Source organism: Maribacter sp. MAR_2009_72 (assembly GCF_007827235.1).
Classification (GTDB): domain Bacteria; phylum Bacteroidota; class Bacteroidia; order Flavobacteriales; family Flavobacteriaceae; genus Maribacter; species Maribacter sedimenticola.
Window position 1 is genome coordinate 138084 of record NZ_VISB01000001.1, and the last position, 18023, is coordinate 156106.

The 18023-nt window shown below is 37.4% G+C and carries 16 protein-coding genes; 7 read left to right on the top strand and 9 right to left on the bottom strand.

Annotation, left to right across the window (positions count from 1 at the left end):
• Positions 1–36 precede the first annotated feature (36 nt).
• The 4 genes from prfB to JM81_RS00500 all read right to left on the bottom strand — a co-directional run bounded on the left by prfB (position 37) and on the right by JM81_RS00500 (position 4501).
• Positions 37–1138, bottom strand: a protein-coding gene (gene prfB, locus JM81_RS00485) for a peptide chain release factor 2 (RefSeq protein WP_245838943.1) whose coding sequence is annotated in 2 segments (ribosomal slippage) — positions 37–1071 and positions 1073–1138 — 1101 coding nt in all. Because the reading frame shifts where the segments join, the coding sequence is not laid out codon by codon here.
• A gap of 64 nt (positions 1139–1202) precedes the next feature.
• The gene (locus JM81_RS00490) at positions 1203–2057 is read right to left on the bottom strand and encodes a transglutaminase-like domain-containing protein (RefSeq protein WP_261374917.1); all 855 of its coding nucleotides are present in this window, start codon (positions 2055–2057) and stop codon (positions 1203–1205) included.
• Between the two features lie 25 nt (positions 2058–2082).
• On the bottom strand, positions 2083–3030 hold the full coding sequence (locus JM81_RS00495) for an alpha-E domain-containing protein (protein WP_144800257.1): 948 nt from the start codon (positions 3028–3030) through the stop codon (positions 2083–2085).
• 7 nt (positions 3031–3037) lie between these two features.
• Positions 3038–4501, bottom strand: coding sequence for a circularly permuted type 2 ATP-grasp protein (locus JM81_RS00500; protein ID WP_144800258.1), 1464 nt, complete (start codon positions 4499–4501; stop codon positions 3038–3040).
• A gap of 195 nt (positions 4502–4696) precedes the next feature.
• Between JM81_RS00500 and JM81_RS00505 the strand changes: the two genes are divergently transcribed.
• Positions 4697–7105 (top strand): zinc-dependent metalloprotease, encoded by a 2409-nt coding sequence (locus JM81_RS00505; protein WP_144800259.1) that lies wholly within the window; start codon positions 4697–4699, stop codon positions 7103–7105.
• An 18-nt stretch (positions 7106–7123) separates the two neighbouring features.
• Entirely contained in the window at positions 7124–8146 is a 1023-nt protein-coding gene (locus JM81_RS00510) for a threonine aldolase family protein (RefSeq protein WP_144800260.1), read from the top strand.
• Positions 8147–8159: 13 nt separating this feature from the next.
• Here JM81_RS00510 and JM81_RS00515 read toward each other — a convergent pair whose 3' ends face one another.
• Positions 8160–8471: a DUF1508 domain-containing protein gene (locus tag JM81_RS00515; protein WP_089261516.1), complete on the bottom strand. Its 312-nt coding sequence runs from the start codon at positions 8469–8471 to the stop codon at positions 8160–8162.
• A 188-nt stretch (positions 8472–8659) separates the two neighbouring features.
• Between JM81_RS00515 and JM81_RS00520 the strand changes: the two genes are divergently transcribed.
• A complete protein-coding gene (locus JM81_RS00520; protein ID WP_144800261.1) occupies positions 8660–9760 on the top strand; it encodes an OmpA family protein in 1101 nt (366 codons plus the stop codon).
• A gap of 79 nt (positions 9761–9839) precedes the next feature.
• Here the strand turns inward: JM81_RS00520 and JM81_RS00525 are convergent, their stop codons facing one another.
• Positions 9840–10292, bottom strand: a complete 453-nt coding sequence (locus tag JM81_RS00525) for a thioredoxin family protein (RefSeq protein ID WP_144800262.1) — start codon at positions 10290–10292, stop codon at positions 9840–9842.
• A 40-nt stretch (positions 10293–10332) separates the two neighbouring features.
• Positions 10333–10659, bottom strand: a complete 327-nt coding sequence (locus JM81_RS00530) for a YbaB/EbfC family nucleoid-associated protein (RefSeq protein WP_144800263.1) — start codon at positions 10657–10659, stop codon at positions 10333–10335.
• A gap of 119 nt (positions 10660–10778) precedes the next feature.
• Here JM81_RS00530 and JM81_RS00535 point away from each other — a divergent pair, with 119 nt between their 5' ends.
• The 3 genes from JM81_RS00535 to JM81_RS00545 all read left to right on the top strand — a co-directional run bounded on the left by JM81_RS00535 (position 10779) and on the right by JM81_RS00545 (position 15331).
• Positions 10779–12836: a S9 family peptidase gene (locus JM81_RS00535; protein ID WP_144800264.1), complete on the top strand. Its 2058-nt coding sequence runs from the start codon at positions 10779–10781 to the stop codon at positions 12834–12836.
• 76 nt (positions 12837–12912) lie between these two features.
• Positions 12913–13953 (top strand): PLP-dependent cysteine synthase family protein, encoded by a 1041-nt coding sequence (locus tag JM81_RS00540; protein ID WP_089261506.1) that lies wholly within the window; start codon positions 12913–12915, stop codon positions 13951–13953.
• Positions 13954–14071: 118 nt separating this feature from the next.
• Positions 14072–15331 (top strand): aminotransferase class I/II-fold pyridoxal phosphate-dependent enzyme, encoded by a 1260-nt coding sequence (locus JM81_RS00545; RefSeq protein ID WP_089261505.1) that lies wholly within the window; start codon positions 14072–14074, stop codon positions 15329–15331.
• A gap of 56 nt (positions 15332–15387) precedes the next feature.
• Here JM81_RS00545 and JM81_RS00550 read toward each other — a convergent pair whose 3' ends face one another.
• Both JM81_RS00550 and JM81_RS00555 read right to left on the bottom strand, forming a co-directional pair.
• Positions 15388–16506, bottom strand: coding sequence for a GTP cyclohydrolase (locus tag JM81_RS00550; RefSeq protein WP_144800265.1), 1119 nt, complete (start codon positions 16504–16506; stop codon positions 15388–15390).
• A 77-nt stretch (positions 16507–16583) separates the two neighbouring features.
• On the bottom strand, positions 16584–17666 hold the full coding sequence (locus JM81_RS00555; RefSeq protein ID WP_144800266.1) for a transporter: 1083 nt from the start codon (positions 17664–17666) through the stop codon (positions 16584–16586).
• Between the two features lie 86 nt (positions 17667–17752).
• Between JM81_RS00555 and JM81_RS00560 the strand changes: the two genes are divergently transcribed.
• A complete protein-coding gene (locus JM81_RS00560) occupies positions 17753–18007 on the top strand; it encodes a DUF4834 family protein (protein WP_089261498.1) in 255 nt (84 codons plus the stop codon).
• The last annotated feature ends 16 nt before the right edge of the window (positions 18008–18023 follow it).

Here is an 18023-nt window from a genome sequence, read left to right on the forward strand (position 1 = left end):
TACAATATAGGAAAACATCAGTAAACCTTAAAAGTGTTACTCTTCCTCTTTTTGGCCCATCATCATTAAAAAGGCTTTTAAGAACCTATCTATATCACCATCCATTACGGCGTCTATATTTCCGGTTTCTTCCCCGGTACGCACATCTTTTACCAGTTTATAAGGGTGCATGACATAATTTCTAATCTGCGAACCCCATTCAATCTTCATTTTAGACGATTCTATTTCTTGCCTGGCTTCCATTTTTTTACGCAATTCTATTTCATATAATTGCGATTTAAGCATCTTCATTGCAGTAGCCCTGTTGTCATGCTGGCTTCTACTGTCTGAACATGAAATCTGAATTCCCGTTGGGTGGTGGGTTAGCTGTACTTTGGTTTCCACTTTGTTTACGTTTTGACCACCTGCACCACTGGATCTTGCGGTAGTAATCGTAATATCCGCTGGGTTGACATCCACCTCAATGCTATCATCTACCAAAGGGTATACATATACGGATACAAAAGAAGTATGCCGTTTTGCGTTACTATCAAAAGGGGAAATACGCACCAATCTATGTACACCGTTTTCTCCTTTAAGCCAACCAAAGCCGAATTCGCCATCTATCTCCAACGTTACGGTCTTTATACCGGCTACATCTCCTTCTTGATAATTGAGCTCCTTGATCTTAAATCCATTTTTTTCTGCCCACATCATATACATACGCATGAGCATTGCCGCCCAGTCACAACTTTCGGTACCACCGGCACCTGCGGTTATTTGTAGGACTGCAGGCAATTCATCACCTTCTTCAGATAACATATTCTTGAATTCCATTTTTTCAAGAACATTAAGGGCTTTTTCATATTGATCAGCTACCTCATCTTCAGAAACCTCGCCTTCTTGATGAAATTCTATCAATACCTCCAATTCTGCAATAATGGCTTCTGCTGCATTGTAATCATCTACCCATTGCTTTTTGGATTGGATATATTTCATATGTGCCTGGGCCTCCTGTGGATTGTTCCAGAAATCTGGGGCCAAGGTCTTTTCCTGTTCATTCTCTATTTCTATTAATTTGGCATCAATGTCAAAGATACCTCCTTAACGCACCAAGGCGATCTATAAGACCTTTGTAGTGGTCTGTAGTAATGTTCATAAATTTAAATTTTAGGTAAAAGTAAGACTCTTTTATATACTTTGGGAAGTAATTTTTACAATACCTATTGTTGACTTTGAACGGTTACCGTATGCGAAGTCTGGTTTCTTCCTTGTGAATATACCACACCTTTTAATGGGGCGCAATCATTGTAATCCTTGCCGTGACAGACTTTAATGTGATTAATGTTCGCCAAAATATTATTGGTAGGGTCAAAACCTTTCCAGCCAATTTCAGGAATATATGCTTCTGCCCAAGCATGCATCTGAGAATCGCCAAAAAAACCGCTTCCCTGGTTTAAGTAACCTGATACGTACCGGGTAGGAACCCCGTTTTTTCTGGCCAATGCACAGAACAAATGCGTAAAATCTTGACAAACACCTTGTTTTTTTAACACAATTTCCGTCAGCAAAGTGTCAACATCTGTTACACCAGTTTTAAACTGTATAAATTTAAAGGTCCAGTCGTTAAGGGCTTGAAGATTGTCAAAAATAGATGTTTTGGGGTCAAAGATAAACATGGTTTCATGTGCTTTCTCCAATTGGGTAAATTGAGTGGCTTTCAAAAAACGTTCAAAACATATTTTAAAATCAAGTTTTTTAAGCATTTGGTAACCTTTGAAAATATCCAGATCTAATGGAAAGTTAAATGGATTTTCTTCTTTCTTGAAAAATTCAAAATTGGCTTTGAAGGATATGTTGTCAAACTTCTTTTTAGGGTGTATTCTTATGGTTTTAAAACCATAGCCATTGGTAGAATACTCAATATTTGCGTAAAGTGAATTATAAAATTCTATTTCAACACCAAATTGACTTTGGTTTTCCATGGGTATAATAAGGAATTGCCAATATGCATCATATACCCAATGGTCATAATGATTTTCTGCGGTATAGGTAATTTCATATTTGTTCGGCATCATGGCAAAGGTACTTGTTTTGTGCTGTTTAATAATTAAAAAACTCTGCATCTACCTTATTACTGATCTTATCCAAACTATTCAGAATATTTTCAATAAAGGATTTTATATCATTCTCAATTTCTTCGATATATTTAAACTCATATTCTGACCTGACCCTACCAATTAAAAATGCTGTAGAATCCTTGTTATATCGTTTTTCAGGGTTCAATACCTTTACATGTTCATTTACTTGATTAAGCGCGTTCATTACCGATCTAGGACAATTAGGATTCAAGATCAAAAATTCTAACGTTGAAATGCTTGTTGGTGCTTTTTTGTAATACCTACGCATCATATCATATGACTCTGCGCATTTTAATAAAGTGGTCCATTCAAAACTCTTGCTGAATTTATCGCCATAACTGCCTTGTGCCATTAGGGCATCGTTATATTTTGCATTTATCATACGGGTAATTTGGGTGGCTCTTTCAATATTCACCCCCATTAAAATAGTAGCATAGGTGGCATCATGTAATAAAGTTCCCCTTATTTTACCTCTTAGTACCGCAGTCATCTCCGTAATATTATTGGTGAAGTCATGCAGGCCATTTTTAACATAAACCTCTGCAGGGTAATTTATTACAAAATGGTAAAACTTATTTATGGCTTCGTAGAGTTCCGTTGATATTAAATCGCGAGCGCTATTTGCATTTTCCCTTGCGTATTTTACATTGTTCAGAATTGAAAAACTGTAATTGGGATCAAGACCTATTTTATACAAAATATCGGCTTCATTTAAAATTTGATCTTCATCGTTTACTGGGTTGCCAACCATAAACATCATGGAACGGAGTACAAATTGTCTATTTTGCGATTTTTGGTTGGGTGCATCCAAGGAAGAAAAATAGTTTACGTTTAAATACCGTGCTATGTGTTCCGATCGTTCTATATAACGACCCATCCAAAAAAGGTTATTGGCTACTCTTGCTAACATATAGTTTTTATTTTTTTAGAACCCATGTGTCCTTTGATCCTCCACCTTGAGAGGAGTTTACGATTAAATTTCCCCTTTTTAGCGCTACACGTGTTAACCCTCCTTTTAATACAAATTCCTTGTCCTTACCTAAGACCGTAAATGTTCTTAGGTCCACATGTCTTTGTTCAAAAGATTCTGTTTCATCTATATAGGTAGGGTGTACCGATAATGACATGATGGGCTGCGCCACGTATTTGCGAGGATTATCCTTAATGACCTTCCTTACTTCCGCTATTTCGTCCGTGGTCAGTCTATTTCCAATGGAAATGCCATAACCGCCCGCTTCGTCCACAGGTTTAATGACCAGTTCCTGTATGTTCTCTAGCACATATTTCAATTCATCTGGCCTACTACAATGGTAGGTATGTACATTATTTAAAATAGGTTCCTCGTTTAAATAATATTTTATAATCTGTGGCATGTAGGTGTAAACCGCTTTATCATCTGCTACCCCGGTACCCGGTGCATTAGCTAAGGTTACATTTCCTTTTTTGTATGCGGCGAACAAACCAGGTACCCCTAAAGAAGAATCCGGTTTAAATTCCAACGGGTCAATGAATTGATCATCAATTCTTCTATAGATTACATCTACCTTTTCCGGACCTTTAATAGTCTTCATATAGACAAAATCGTTCTCCACAAAAAGATCCCTACCTTCAACAAGTTCAACGCCCATAGTCTTGGCCAAATATGAATGTTCGTAAAAGGCAGAATTGTACATTCCCGGAGTTATTACTACACAATTGGGGACGTCAACACCATTTGGTTTTACAGTTTCCAAAAGGTCCAAAAGATTTTCTGCATAATTGGTTACCGCATGGGTCTTATAATGGTTAAATACCCCAAACAAGGCTTTTTTAAGTGCTGTTCTATTACATATGACATAGCTTACACCAGATGGGCATCTAATATTATCTTCCAAAACATAATATTGACCGTCTTTATGTTTAATGATATCCGTTCCGGAAATATGGTTGTAAATACCACCGGGGGGATCGATCCCGTTCATTTGATCCAGATAATTTGCGGATGAAGTAATCAGGTCCAAAGGAACAATTTTATCCTTTAAAATTTTTTTGTCGTGATAAATGTCCCATAAAAATAAATTTAAGGCTTTGCTTCTTTGTATAGAGCCCCGTTCTATGATTTCCCATTCATTGGCATCTATAATGCGAGGAAACAGATCAAAAGGAAAAATTTTTTCCTGTACGGTCTTGTCATCGTACACTTGAAAGGTAATTCCTTGATTAAAGAAAGAGGATTTTGCCTTTGAGTTCAGATTTATATAATCGCTTATAGAATGTTCTCCATAAAGATTGAATAATTTTTGATACACCTCAGAAATTTTGCCTTCCCTATTGTATAATTCATCATATAAATCGGGGTTTCTAAGGTACGATGCAAATATTTGACTCTCAATGTTTGCCATAGAAGTTGTTTTCCTAAAAGGTACATGAAATTGTATGATTTATAGGTGTGATATTTATATTAATTGGCATGTTGAAATTTATATTTAATAATAATTAGGCACATTATTTATCAAGCCTGTTTTTTCATATTTTGATATAAGGTTGTCTTTAGTATTCCTTACTTTTTCTATACTTTTAGAAAAAACTATACGATCATGAAAAAAAATTACCTGCCACTATTCATATTGTTATTGGTAACGGCCAATGTAATGTTGGGCCAGTTCAGCGATAAAAAAAATGACCTTAAAAAGTATGATGGCTTTTTTGATTTTTTCTATGAAGAAAAAACAGATAAAATATTTTTGGAGGTAAAGGAATTGAACAAGGAATTTTTGTATGTCTATTCCTTAAGTAGTGGTATAGGAAGTAATGATATAGGTTTGGATCGCGGCCAATTGGGAGACGAGCAGGTTGTTTATTTTAAAAAGGCAGGTGGTAAATTGCTTTTGGTGCAGCCAAATTTAAAATTCAGGGCCAATACGGAAAATGAATTGGAACGTATCTCGGTGGAACAGGCGTTTGCAAAATCTATTCTTTATGGTTTTCCTATAGTGGAAGATAAAAATGGCACCTATATCATAGATATTACCGATTTTCTAATGCAGGATGCACATGGCGTTGCCAATCGTTTAAAGCGAACTAAGCAGGGCGCTTATAGTTTGGACAAGTCAAAAAGCGCCATGGCTATGGAACGGACAAAAGCTTTTCCGCAAAACGTAGAATTTGATGTAACACTTACTTTTAAAGGTGAGCCTGCCGGAAGTTATATTAGAAGTGTGGCCCCCAATGCCAATTTGATAACCGTTGCCGAGCATCATTCTTTTATAGCCTTGCCGGACGATGGTTATGAACCACGGGAGTTTGATCCGCGTTCCGGAGCATCACCTTTTAGTTATTATGATTATGCGACCCCGGTAGAATCGTCAATCTTAAAAAGATTCATTAGAAGACATAGACTTGAAAAGAAGGACCCTACTGCCAAATTGAGCGAAGCCGTAGAACCAATAATATATTATTTGGACAACGGCACCCCAGAACCGGTACGTACGGCCCTTTTGGAAGGGGGTAGATGGTGGAATCAAGCATTTGAAGCCATAGGTTACAAAGATGCATTTCAAGTCAAGATCTTACCGGATGATGCAGATCCATTGGATGTACGCTACAACGTTATACAATGGGTGCATAGGTCAACCAGAGGTTGGAGCTATGGTAGCAGTATAACGGATCCACGTACAGGTGAAATAATGAAAGGCCACGTAAGCCTAGGTAGTTTGCGCATAAGGCAGGATTTTTTAATTGCACAGGCCTTAATGAAACAACCTTTTGCAGAACGGGACGATAATATTGAACCAATGTTACAAATGGCCATAGCACGTATTAGACAATTATCTGCCCATGAAATTGGCCACACCCTTGGTTTTGCGCATAATTATGCTGCCAGTACCACAAATAAAGCTTCGGTGATGGACTATCCCCACCCGCAATTTACATTACAAAATGGTGAAGTGGAATTTTCAAATGCCTATGAAAATGGTATTGGAGAATGGGACAAGGTTTCCGTTGCGTATTCATATGAAACCTTTCCTGAAGGTGTAAACGAAAAAGAAGAATTGGATAAAATTTTGGACCAAGCTACAGCTAACGGCCTACGCTTTATAACCGATCAAGATGCAAGGCCCCAAGGTAGCGCACATGTTCTTGCACACTTATGGGACAACGGTACCAATGTAAGTAAGGAACTGGATGAAATGCTAAAAATCAGGAAAACGGCAATTAATAATTTTTCGGAGAACAATATTAGAACTGGGGAGGCCTTTGCCGTATTAGAAGATGTTTTTGTGCCCCTTTATTTCTTTCATAGATACCAAACAGAGGCTGTAGCAAAGCTTATTGGAGGGTTGGAATATAATTATGCGGTTAAAGGAGATGGCCAGAACATTGTTGAAATTGCGGATAAAGACATGCAGAAAGATGCGCTGACCAGTATCCTAAATACCGTTAATGCGGAGGTTATCGCTATTCCGAAGGATAAGTTGAAATTGTTTCCGCCTCGTGCCTTTGGACATCCTAGAACACGGGAATCCATTAACGGGAAGACAGGACTTACATTTGATGCCCTTTCCGCTGTGGAAACTGCTGCAGATATGACCTTGGGCTTTTTATTGCATCCGGAAAGAGCTTCAAGACTGATTCAGCAAAAATCCATCGACCAAAAAAATATTGGATTACAGGAGGTACTTGACGAATTGGTAGCGAATACATTAATGAAAAAGCATAAGGACGCCTATTTGAACGAGGCGCAGGTAACTATTAATTTTAGGGTCCTAACACATATCATGAATTTGGCAAACCACCCCAATGTGGCTCCACAGGTAAATGCGATTACAAATGCGCAGTTAAGAAAGATATCACAGGATTTTGCACCTGAACAACATACGGACCCTATTAAAGGGGAGATGGTAAAAAGAATTAAAGATTTTTATGACCATCCAGAATTGTTCAAAGTAATTCCTTCACCTGCAATACCAGATGGTTCTCCAATTGGTATGGACTGTTTTCACTAAATTTAGCAACAAATATTTATGCAGATAAATCTTATTAGTGACACCGTAACGAAGCCCACGGCGGGCATGTTAGATGCCATGATGTCGGCAACGGTAGGTGATGACGTATTTAAGGAAGACCCTACCGTAAATGCCTTGGAACAAAAAGTAGCACACCTTTTTGGAATGGAGGCGGCCCTCTTTTTTCCTAGTGGTACCATGACCAACCAAACCGCAATAAAATTGCACACACAACCTGCGGAGCAACTTATTTGCGACAAATATGCCCACATCTATAATTATGAAGGTGGAGGGGTAAGTTTTAATAGTGGTGTCTCGTGTAGGTTAATAGATGGCAATAGGGGAACCATGACGGCTGCCCAAATAGTATCGGCCATTAATCCTCCAGATTTTTATCATAGTCCGTTAACCTCTTTGGTCTGCGTAGAAAATACCGCCAACAAGGGCGGTGGAACTTGTTGGGATTTCAATGAGCTTGAAAAAATTGGTGAAGTATGTAAGCAACATAAGTTGGGCTACCATCTTGACGGAGCACGATTATGGAATGCAATGGTGGAAAAGAAAGAGAGCCCTTTGCAGTATGGTCAACTTTTTGATACGGTCAGCGTCTGTTTGAGCAAAGGTTTGGGTTGTCCGGTAGGCTCATTGTTATTGGGCACAAAGGAGCATATGGAGCAAGCAATACGAATACGAAAATTATTTGGGGGCGGTATGCGGCAATCCGGTTTTTTGGCCGCAGCAGCTATATATGCATTGGACCATCATATAGATCGTCTTGCTGAGGATCACCAAAGAGCAAAGGAAATAGGGGAGGTTTTGGTTGCAAGACCATTTATAAAAAAAGTGGAGCCCATTGAAACCAATATAGTCATTTTTGAAATTGATGAATCGTACATGACAAGCATGGACTTTGTGGAAAAATTAAAAGAAAAGGATATTCTAATCATAGGAATGGGTCAGGGTAAGTTGCGTATGGTAACGCATTTGGATTATACCCAGGCTATGCATGAGCAATTGTTATCACAATTAGTTTCTTTTTAATATTTCAAATTCTTTAGTCCTCCGTATTTAAACTATTCTTTATGTTTAATATGCCGTTTTCCATGCCTGCTTCAGAGGAATATAGACCGCTGGACCCAATGGTTTCGCCCAAAGAATTCTTTAACTGAACCAAAAATTTGCCATCAGTAGTGGTTTTGCGTTCAAACACTTTTGCTGTTAAATTACGCTTGGTCTTAATCTCCTGCAAAGTTTTATCCAAGTCGTCCTTACTGGAAAAAGGAACACTTTTTAATAGGGTGCGGCCATTGGTAGATTTAAGCTTAAAAATATAAACGCCCTCCTTTTTTTTATTGATCTTGATCATATCTTTTAAAGATAAATAATAATTTTTCAAAAAATTAGTGACCTATCAAATAATAGTGTGTCTTACTAAATGAACGAGGTTGAATTCTTCAATATGGATAAAATTTACAATCCTTTTTGAATCAAAAAAACCAATATCTATCTCATTCATATTAAATAACCATTATTAAATTTTAAACACTAATTACAATGAAAAAAGTATTATTATCAATTGCATTCTTGACCGCATCTTTTGCAATGGCACAAGATTTACCTGAAAATCCAGAACCGGGTAAATGTTATGTTCGTTGTACAACTCCAGATGTGTATGTAAACGAAACTGTAACGATCACTACGGCCCCTTCCTATAAAATATTAAAAACAATGCCCGCGACATTTAAGACAATTACGGAACGTGTGTTGGTAAAGGAAGAAGAAAAAGTATTAACGGTAGTACCTGCTAAATGGGGTACAGAGACTGTAACTTACGTATCTAAAGGTGGTGGAAATTCATTAAAAGTTATTCCTGCATCTTTTTCCCCTAGTTCAGAAACTTTAGAAATTAAACCTGCATATGCGCAATGGGAGCTAGGTGTTGCAGCGCCTGATTGTGAATCTGGTAATCCAGACGATTGTAGATACTGGTGTTATAAAGGGTATCCTGCGGAATTTGAAACGGTTTCAACCCAAGTTCTTGCCAATGCCGCATCTACAACTTCTACACCGTTAGGTTCTACAAATGGTTCTTACACTAAAAGAGTATTGATTTCTCCGGCTACAGTTGTTGAAAAAATCATTCCTGCAGAATATAAGGAGATTACTAAAACGGTTTTGGATAAGGATGCTTATACGGTAGAAGAGACCATACCTGCAAAAACTAGAACTATTACTAGAGAAGTATTAAGTAAAAAAGGTGGCCTTACAACTTGGAAAGAAGTTGAATGTGCTTTGGTTGAGTATCAAGCATTGCCTATTAACTGGGATTCTGGTAGCGCAACTTTGACTTCACAGGCAAAAAGTATTATCGATAACAGATTGTTACCTGTCTTGGCTCAAAACCCTGGTGTTAAGGTTGAATTGGCTTCACATACAGATTCGCAAGGAGGAGCTGCTTCCAATCAAGATTTATCCGAAAGAAGAGCTAAGGCTGTTGCGGATTACTTAATTTCCAAAGGTATCAACTCTAGTCTTTTGGTAGCGAACGGTTATGGTGAAACAAAATTATTGAACAGATGTAAGGATGGTGTTTCTTGTACAGCTAGGGAACATGCCGTAAACAGAAGAACTCAGTTTAGATTGATAAATAACTAATTGGTTGGTTTTAGTTGTTTAAATGAAAGGGCTTACTTGTTGGTGTAAGCCCTTTTTCTATTGTTAATATCTAAGAAAATTATTTGTTCCTTTCCAGTAAATTAAGATGGGAATCTACCACCCCGTTCATACTATATCCTGAAAGTTCATCCAGTTCCTTGCCCTTTGCATTTAATACCTTTAGTAGGGGAAAGACTTTTCGGGCGTTATATTTGCCCAATAATTCCTTGTTGTGTTCCAATTGTTTCTTTGATAGGATATCCTTGTTTCTTGGAATGTCTACATATAGTAATATATAGTTCTTAGAAAGCGTCTTGAAACCATCGGTTTCAAATAAATCCTGTTTTAACATCTTACAAGGCGGGCACCAATCACTTCCTGTAAAATACAGAAGTATATTCTTATCTTGTTTTTTTGCCTTGGACACAGCTGTGTCGTAATCTGTGAGCCATTTTGAATTTTCCGTTATCGATAGGTCTGCCTGTGCAGAAATAATTAACGGGAATAACAGTATTACCAATAAATGTTTCATTATATAAATTTATATATCCAGTGCAAAAAACTTGCCAGTATTACTTGAATAACGAATCCATACCAGGAATATTGGGCATGCCCTCTTTTGCGACAGCCGCCAATTCTGTTTCGTTGACCTTTGTAGCCTGCTCAATAGCTTTGTTAATGGTGAGGATTAGATAATCTTCTAACTGCTCTTTGTCCGCTAGTAAAGAATCGTCAATATCTATGGCCTTTATTTGTCTATTGGCTGTTATGGTAACATTTAGTAAACCGTCGCTTGATTTTTCATTTAACGTAACGGTATCCAGTCTTTTCTTCGTTGCCTCAACTTTTTGTTGGGTTTCTTTAAGTTTACCCATCATTCCCATCATATCTCCAAACATAATTTTTGTTTTATTGTTGTTTGCAAAAATAATAAAAAGGCAGTTCTTTTTTCCTTTTACAAATCTTAGGGCTTCTGTGAATTAGTCTTATTTTTGCGCACTTTATAGATAAATAGGTTATGGAGGGTAAAAAAGCACCGGTTGCAAGGAAAATTCCCAAAGAATTGATCAAGCACAATGATGTTCGTATAGATGAGTATTATTGGATGAACCAAAAAGAAGATCAAGAGGTAATTTCATATTTAAATGCGGAAAATGCCTATTACGAATCCCTTACCGCCCATACCAAGGAATTTCAGGAATCCTTGTTTTTAGAGATGAAAGGCCGTATTAAGGAAGATGATTCCTCCGTACCTTATAAACTAAATGGATATTGGTATAGCACCCGATATGAAATTGGTAGCGAATATGCTCTATACTCAAGGTATCAAGGAACATTGGAGGCAGCTGAAGAGGTTATGTTCAATGGCAACGATATGGCTAAAGGCCATGATTATTTTAGCCTTGGAGGTATAGCTATTAGTCCTAATAATAAATTAGCTGCATTTGGTGTAGATACTGTTTCTAGGAGACAGTACGTTATGCAAATTAAAAATTTGGAAACCGGTACCGTTTATGAAGATAGAATAGAGAATACCACAGGAGGCGGTGTTTGGGCCAATGATAATGAAACACTGTTTTATACCCGTAAAGACCCCGTAACACTACGTTCGGATAAAATTTATAAACACAAACTGGGTACGCCTACCTCAGACGATGTACTGGTTTTTCATGAAGAGGATGAAACGTTCAGTACGTTTATTTACCGTACAAAATCAAAAAAATATTTGGTCATAGGGTCATTTAGCACGCTAACTTCCGAGTTTAGAATTTTACCTACGGACAATCCGGACGGCGAGTTTAAAATTTTCTCCCCTAGAACCCGTGGATTGGAGTATACCATTTTCCATTATGAAAATAACTTCTATATCCTGACCAATAAGGATAAGGCAGAGAACTTTAAAATAATGAAGGTTGATGAAGGTAATACCTCGTCAATTAATTGGCAGGAATTCATACCACATAGGGAAAATGTCCTGTTAGAGGATATTGATATATTTAAAGAGTATTACGTGCTGTCCGAAAGGGAGAACGGTCTTAATAAAATTAGGATCATTCGTTGGGACGGTACCGAGGATTATTATCTGCCTTTTCAATTGGAAACCTATACAGCATATGTGGGCAGCAACCCAGATTTTGATACTGAAATTTTAAGGTATTCCTATAATTCCTTATCCACACCAAGTTCGGTGATAGATTTTAACATGCGCACTAGGGAAAAGGAAATTAAAAAGGAGCAACAGGTTCTAGGGGGGCAATTTAAGAAAGAAAATTACACCGAACGTAGAATATGGGCAATTGCACGTGATGGGGTCAAGGTGCCCATGTCCATAGTATATAGGAATGATACTGAGCTAAACGAACAAACACCGGTGCTCCAATATGCATATGGTTCATACGGTTCAACCATAGACCCTTATTTTTCAACGGTCAGGTTAAGTTTACTGGATCGTGGATTTGTCTATGCCATAGCACATGTAAGGGGAGGGGAATATTTAGGTAGGAAATGGTATGAAACCGGAAAATTACTGCATAAAAAAAATACGTTCACCGACTTCATAGATTGTTCAAAGTTCTTGATCGAACAAAAGATGACAAGTGCGGAACATTTATACGCCATGGGCGGTTCTGCAGGAGGACTTTTGATGGGGGCAATCATAAACATGCAACCCGACCTTTACAACGGAGTCATTGCTGCAGTTCCATTTGTAGATGTCGTTACTACCATGTTAGACGACTCTATACCATTAACTACAGGTGAATATGACGAATGGGGCAATCCAAACGAAAAGGGGTTTTATGAGTATATGAAATCATATTCGCCCTATGATAATGTAAAGGCCCAAAATTACCCTAATATGTTAGTGACCACAGGTTTGCACGATTCTCAGGTGCAATACTTTGAACCGGCCAAATGGGTGGCAAAATTAAGGGAACTGAAAAAAAATAATTGTTTATTACTGTTCCATATTAACATGGAAGCCGGTCATGGCGGTGCATCCGGAAGGTTTGAATCGTTACGTGAAGTAGCCAAGGAATACGCTTTTATCCTAGATTTAGAAGGAAAAATCGCATAGTTGAAAAAAAATAGTAGCTTTGTAGCAATAATATTTACACATTTCGTTTGTGTAAAACTAAACATTGATCCCCCTTATGAAAAATGAGATCAGGGCTTACAATAATATCTTAGAACTAGTGGGCAATACACCATTGGTCAAATTAAATAAAATTGCCAAAAACCTTACCGGTAACTTTTACGCTAAAGTTGAAGCCTTTAATCCAGGCCATTCTTCTAAAGATCGTATAGCTATGCATATTATTGAACAGGCAGAAAAAGCAGGTCTGTTGACAGAAGGTAGTACTATCATAGAAACTACTTCCGGTAATACGGGCTTTAGTATAGCCATGGCTAGTATCATTAAAGGTTACGAGTGTATATTGGCGGTTAGTTCCAAATCCTCTATGGATAAAATAGATATGTTACGCTCAATGGGCGCAAAGGTATATGTTTGTCCGGCACATGTTAGTGCAGATGACCCAAGGTCATATTATGAGGTTGCCAAAAGATTGCATAAAGAGACCAAGGGCTCCATTTATATAAATCAGTATTTCAATACGTTGAATATGGATGCCCATTATAAGACGACCGGTCCTGAGATTTGGGAACAAACTGGTGGCCAAATAACACATTTGGTGGCCTGTAGTGGTACGGGAGGTACTATTTCGGGAACGGCTCGATATTTAAAAGAACAAAATCCAAATATTAAGGTAATTGGTGTTGATGCCTATGGTTCCGTATTAAAAAAATACCATGAGACCGGCAAGTTGGACACTAATGAGATTTATCCTTACCGTATAGAGGGACTTGGTAAAAACTTAATTCCCGGGGCCACTGACTTTTCCGCAATAGATGAGTTCATTAAGGTCACGGATGCAGAAAGTGCCCATACTGCACGAGAAATATCTAAAACTGAAGGGATTTTCGTGGGTTATACTAGTGGTGCGGTTATGCAGGCCTTAAAACAATTGGATGAACTGAATACATTTGATAAGGATAGCAACGTAGTTGCTATATTTCCCGATCATGGTTCCCGTTATATGAGCAAGATATATAGTGATCAATGGATGGAAGACCAAGGTTTCTTAAATGCGGCAACCGTTGAAGAAACGCAGGAAATACAATTTATAAAATAATCAATCGTACTGAAATTATAGAAAAAAAGTGGGTTTCAAACCCACTTTTTTGCGTAGTAAATAATTTATGTTAGCTAATCAAAATTATTTACTTTTGCAGATAGAAGCGAATTAAGCAATGAAAGACTTATTTGATAGAATTTTAGAAAATAAAGGCCCTTTAGGTAAATGGGCTTCTCAAGCAGAAGGTTATTTTGTATTTCCTAAATTAGAAGGTCCTATTTCTAATAGAATGAAATTTCAAGGTAAGGATGTTATTACCTGGAGTATTAACGATTATCTAGGTTTGGCAAATCTACCCGAAATTAAAAAGGTAGATGGTGAGGCGGCTGCAGAATACGGTGCTGCCTACCCAATGGGTGCTAGAATGATGAGCGGCCACACCGAATTTCATGAACAGTTAGAGAGAGAGTGTGCTGCCTTTGTCGAAAAGGAAGCTGCATATTTATTGAATTTTGGATACCAAGGATTTATGTCCGTAATAGACGCGTTGGTTACCAAGGATGATATTATAGTGTATGATGTAGATTGTCATGCTTGTATCATTGATGGTGTTCGTTTGCACATGGGTAAACGTTTTACATTCGTACACAATAATGTAGATAGTCTTGAAAAAAACCTAGAGCGTGCCAGTAAAATGGCAGAGCAGAACGGTGGCGGTATTTTGGTCATTTCAGAAGGTGTTTTTGGAATGCGTGGAGAACAAGGTATCTTGAAGGAAATCGTTGCATTAAAGAAAAAATATAATTTTAGATTATTGGTAGATGATGCCCACGGTTTTGGCACCTTGGGTAAGACCGGCGGTGGTGCAGGACAGGAGCAAGGAGTACAGGATGAAATAGATGTATATTTGGCCACTTTTGCCAAATCTATGGCCAGTATTGGTGCTTTTGTAGCGGCAGATCAAGGAATAATAGATTATCTTAAATATAATTTACGTTCGCAAATGTTCGCTAAATCATTACCTATGGTATATGTTAAAGGGGCATTAAAGCGTTTGGAGATGTTGCGTACCCAACCAGAGCTTAAGGAGAAACTTTGGGAAAATGTAAATGCATTGCAGAACGGGTTAAAGGAAAATGGATTTGATATAGGTACAACGACCAGTTGTGTAACTCCTGTTTATTTAAACGGTAGTATTCCAGAAGCAATGGCCTTGGTAAAGGATTTACGTGAAAATCACGGTATTTTCTGCTCGATCGTTGTGTATCCTGTAATACCTAAAGGATTGATATTATTACGCTTAATTCCTACGGCAACCCATACGTTACAAGATGTTGAGGAGACTTTAGCTGCTTTTTCAGCTATACGTGAACGTTTGCAAAACGGGACCTATAAAAGATTGTCTGCCGCTGTAGCTGCAGCAATGGGAGAATAAATTGGTAAATAATAAATAAAAAAGTCCGTGATGTAATTGATCACGGACTTTTTTATTTATAACGGTTTTTTATAGGTTCTTCTACGTTTGTAGATTACCGGGTCAAAATGCTTCCACATTTGTTTTATTGCTAGATTTTCCTCTAGTTCCGGTGTTCTATAGCACATATCAATATTCTTTTCGGTAAAGGTTTTGTAATATTCATTAAAAATTACTGCGGTAACTCCTTTATTTTGATATTCCGGATCTATTCCTATGAGATAGAAAATAACATCCTTGCTATTTTTCTTGGCTTTTAGAAGATGAAAAATGCCAAAAGGAAATAATTTGCCATTTGCTTTTTGCAAAGCTTCTGAAAATGAGGGCATGACAATGGCAAAGGCAATCAATTTATCTTCTTTGTCCTTTATGAACTTGATGTACTCAGGATTGATAAAGCTAATATATTTCTTTTTAAAATATGCCTTTTGGATTTCCGTGATAGGTACAAATGAGCTGAGGTTGGCGTATGTTTTGTTAAATAGGTCGAACATTTCATCTGCCAATGGCATAACCTCCTTGGTTTTCGTAAAGTTCACTTCTTTTAAACCGTAGCGTCTCTTGACCAAATCGTTTAATTTGGAAAACAGTTTTGGGTCTGCATTTTTAGCAGGAAATTTGTTTTCCATGTATTCCTTTTCCTTTACAAATCCCAATTGTTCATAATGGTCCTTATAATAGGCATGATTGTACCATGTGATCATGGTGCCAATATGGTCAAACCCCTCTACTAAAACTCCAACCTTATCCAAATTGGAAAAACCTACAGGACCTTCCAAAAATTCTAGGCCATTATTTTTGCCTATTTCTGCTACCTGTTGCAAAAGTGCCTTGGATACTTCTATGTCATCGACGAAATCAAACCATCCAAATCTCATTTTTTTTACCTGCTGTTCGTTCACCTCTAGATGATTAATGATGGCGGCTACACGACCAACAATTTTACTTCCTTCATAGGCAAGATAAAACCAAACTTCGGCATCTTTGAAAACAGGGTTTTTGTCCTTGTCAAAACTTTCCAGTTCATCATTTATGATAGGGGGTACCCAAAACTTATTGTTTTTATATAAGGAAAAAGGAAAGGTTACAAAGCGTTTTAAATCTTGCTTTGTTTTTGCTTCTTTTATACTGATCATGACACGTTTTTAGAAGTGTCAATATTAGGTATATTAATTATAACAGGAAAGTAGGAACTAAGTAAAATGTACCAAATTTAGAAGTCTATTTCGCTAGACTCCTTTTGTTTCTTCTTTTCTTTTTTCTTCAACTTTTTAAGCTGCTTTTTAGAAGGTCCTAGGTCTATATCCTCAGCACCGTTACCCTTCCGCTTTTTTCTTTTTTCCTTCTTCATTGCGTTTTTGTCAATTGCACCACCATTTTGATCGGCTTCTTGATCTTCTATGGGTTTAAGGCTGTCCTTGTGAAAATCCATACGGTATGATCCGCCAAAACCAAAAAAGATTCGGGTAGGCGTGTTTTTTAAACTTGCCCCCATATTAAAATCCAACTGAAGATTTTCCTTTAATAAATGTGCAATTCCACCTCTTAACAATAGATCTGCATAACGATCGCTTTGTATACCTTGGTGCTCTACAAAAACGCTCCATTTAGGATTTCTAAAGGCGTGGGATAATGAAATTAAATAGCTTAGTTCCGGATCGTCCGTTGTTATTCGGTCAAAGGCGGTATTGGTAATCAATACAAACCTTGGGGTTAGTCGGCTTTGTGTAGCGATCATACCGCGATAGGATATGGTAGGTTCCCCTACATAGAAGGGGTTGTCCCCAATTACAAAATTGGCCCCACCATATAGGGACACTGCAGGTAGAAGGTTTTTAAACTGAAATTTATGGTTGGCTCTCCAACTGTAAAGATTTGGTTTATTGGCCTCTGGATTTTTAAACGGGTCATAAACAAGGTATTTCAGCCCTAGTCTATTTCTTGAAAAATCCCTTCTCTTGGCCAAAAGATTAAAATTGGAATAGGTAAGGTCTTGATCTTGAAAAGTACCTTCGTAACTAAGCTCAAGTTGTTCAAACAGCAAACCATATCTTAGGGCAATATCCGTACCCCAAATATCAGATTGTGTATTGAGCAAAGTATGATCTTTCTGTTCATAGAATAAACCCATTTCTGCCTGTACCACATTCTTTCCTACCGCATAGGCACTAACCGATAGTCCAGGTCTATTTGAATTTATTACATCGGTATATTGGGAAAGGCCATATAGAGGTATAAGCAATAAAATGGCAAAAATGTAATAATTGGGTTTAGAGTAAGCCAATAGACTATTCATGAACACGATTTTATATATATTTTAATAGTATGATTCTACTAATACAACGTGATAATTGTATTTTTGATATACCTAAGTAATAATAAATGGCTTTTTTAAAAACGATATTAATTATTCTCTTGGTGTATTACCTGCTAAAATTTTTAGTTAAGTTGTTTGCACCTACAATTTTAAGTTACGCGGCTAAAAAAACAGAATCCCATTTTAAGCAAGCTTTTGATAACCAACGTGCTTCTACAGAGGAGAAAGTAGGGGATGTCATTATAAACAAAAAAACTTCCAGGAAAAAGAGAGATTCGGAAAAAGTAGGCGAATACATTGATTTTGAAGAGCTAGACTAGTTATCTTTGTCTAAAC

Excerpts from the sequence above, each read along its gene's own strand:
- JM81_RS00495 (WP_144800257.1), bottom strand. The coding sequence starts at position 3,030 with ATGTTAGCAAGAGTAGCCAATAACCTTTTTTGGATGGGTCGTTATATA.
- JM81_RS00515 (WP_089261516.1), bottom strand. The coding sequence starts at position 8,471 with ATGATCAAGATCAATAAAAAAAAGGAGGGCGTTTATATTTTTAAGCTT.
- JM81_RS00560 (WP_089261498.1), top strand. The coding sequence starts at position 17,753 with ATGGCTTTTTTAAAAACGATATTAATTATTCTCTTGGTGTATTACCTG.
- JM81_RS00555 (WP_144800266.1), bottom strand. The coding sequence starts at position 17,666 with ATGAATAGTCTATTGGCTTACTCTAAACCCAATTATTACATTTTTGCC.
- JM81_RS00510 (WP_144800260.1), top strand. The coding sequence starts at position 7,124 with ATGCAGATAAATCTTATTAGTGACACCGTAACGAAGCCCACGGCGGGC.
- JM81_RS00550 (WP_144800265.1), bottom strand. The coding sequence starts at position 16,506 with ATGATCAGTATAAAAGAAGCAAAAACAAAGCAAGATTTAAAACGCTTT.
- JM81_RS00490 (WP_261374917.1), bottom strand. The coding sequence starts at position 2,057 with ATGATGCCGAACAAATATGAAATTACCTATACCGCAGAAAATCATTAT.
- JM81_RS00530 (WP_144800263.1), bottom strand. The coding sequence starts at position 10,659 with ATGTTTGGAGATATGATGGGAATGATGGGTAAACTTAAAGAAACCCAA.
- JM81_RS00520 (WP_144800261.1), top strand. The coding sequence starts at position 8,660 with ATGAAAAAAGTATTATTATCAATTGCATTCTTGACCGCATCTTTTGCA.
- JM81_RS00545 (WP_089261505.1), top strand. The coding sequence starts at position 14,072 with ATGAAAGACTTATTTGATAGAATTTTAGAAAATAAAGGCCCTTTAGGT.
- JM81_RS00500 (WP_144800258.1), bottom strand. The coding sequence starts at position 4,501 with ATGGCAAACATTGAGAGTCAAATATTTGCATCGTACCTTAGAAACCCC.
- JM81_RS00540 (WP_089261506.1), top strand. The coding sequence starts at position 12,913 with ATGAAAAATGAGATCAGGGCTTACAATAATATCTTAGAACTAGTGGGC.
- JM81_RS00535 (WP_144800264.1), top strand. The coding sequence starts at position 10,779 with ATGGAGGGTAAAAAAGCACCGGTTGCAAGGAAAATTCCCAAAGAATTG.
- JM81_RS00505 (WP_144800259.1), top strand. The coding sequence starts at position 4,697 with ATGAAAAAAAATTACCTGCCACTATTCATATTGTTATTGGTAACGGCC.
- JM81_RS00525 (WP_144800262.1), bottom strand. The coding sequence starts at position 10,292 with ATGAAACATTTATTGGTAATACTGTTATTCCCGTTAATTATTTCTGCA.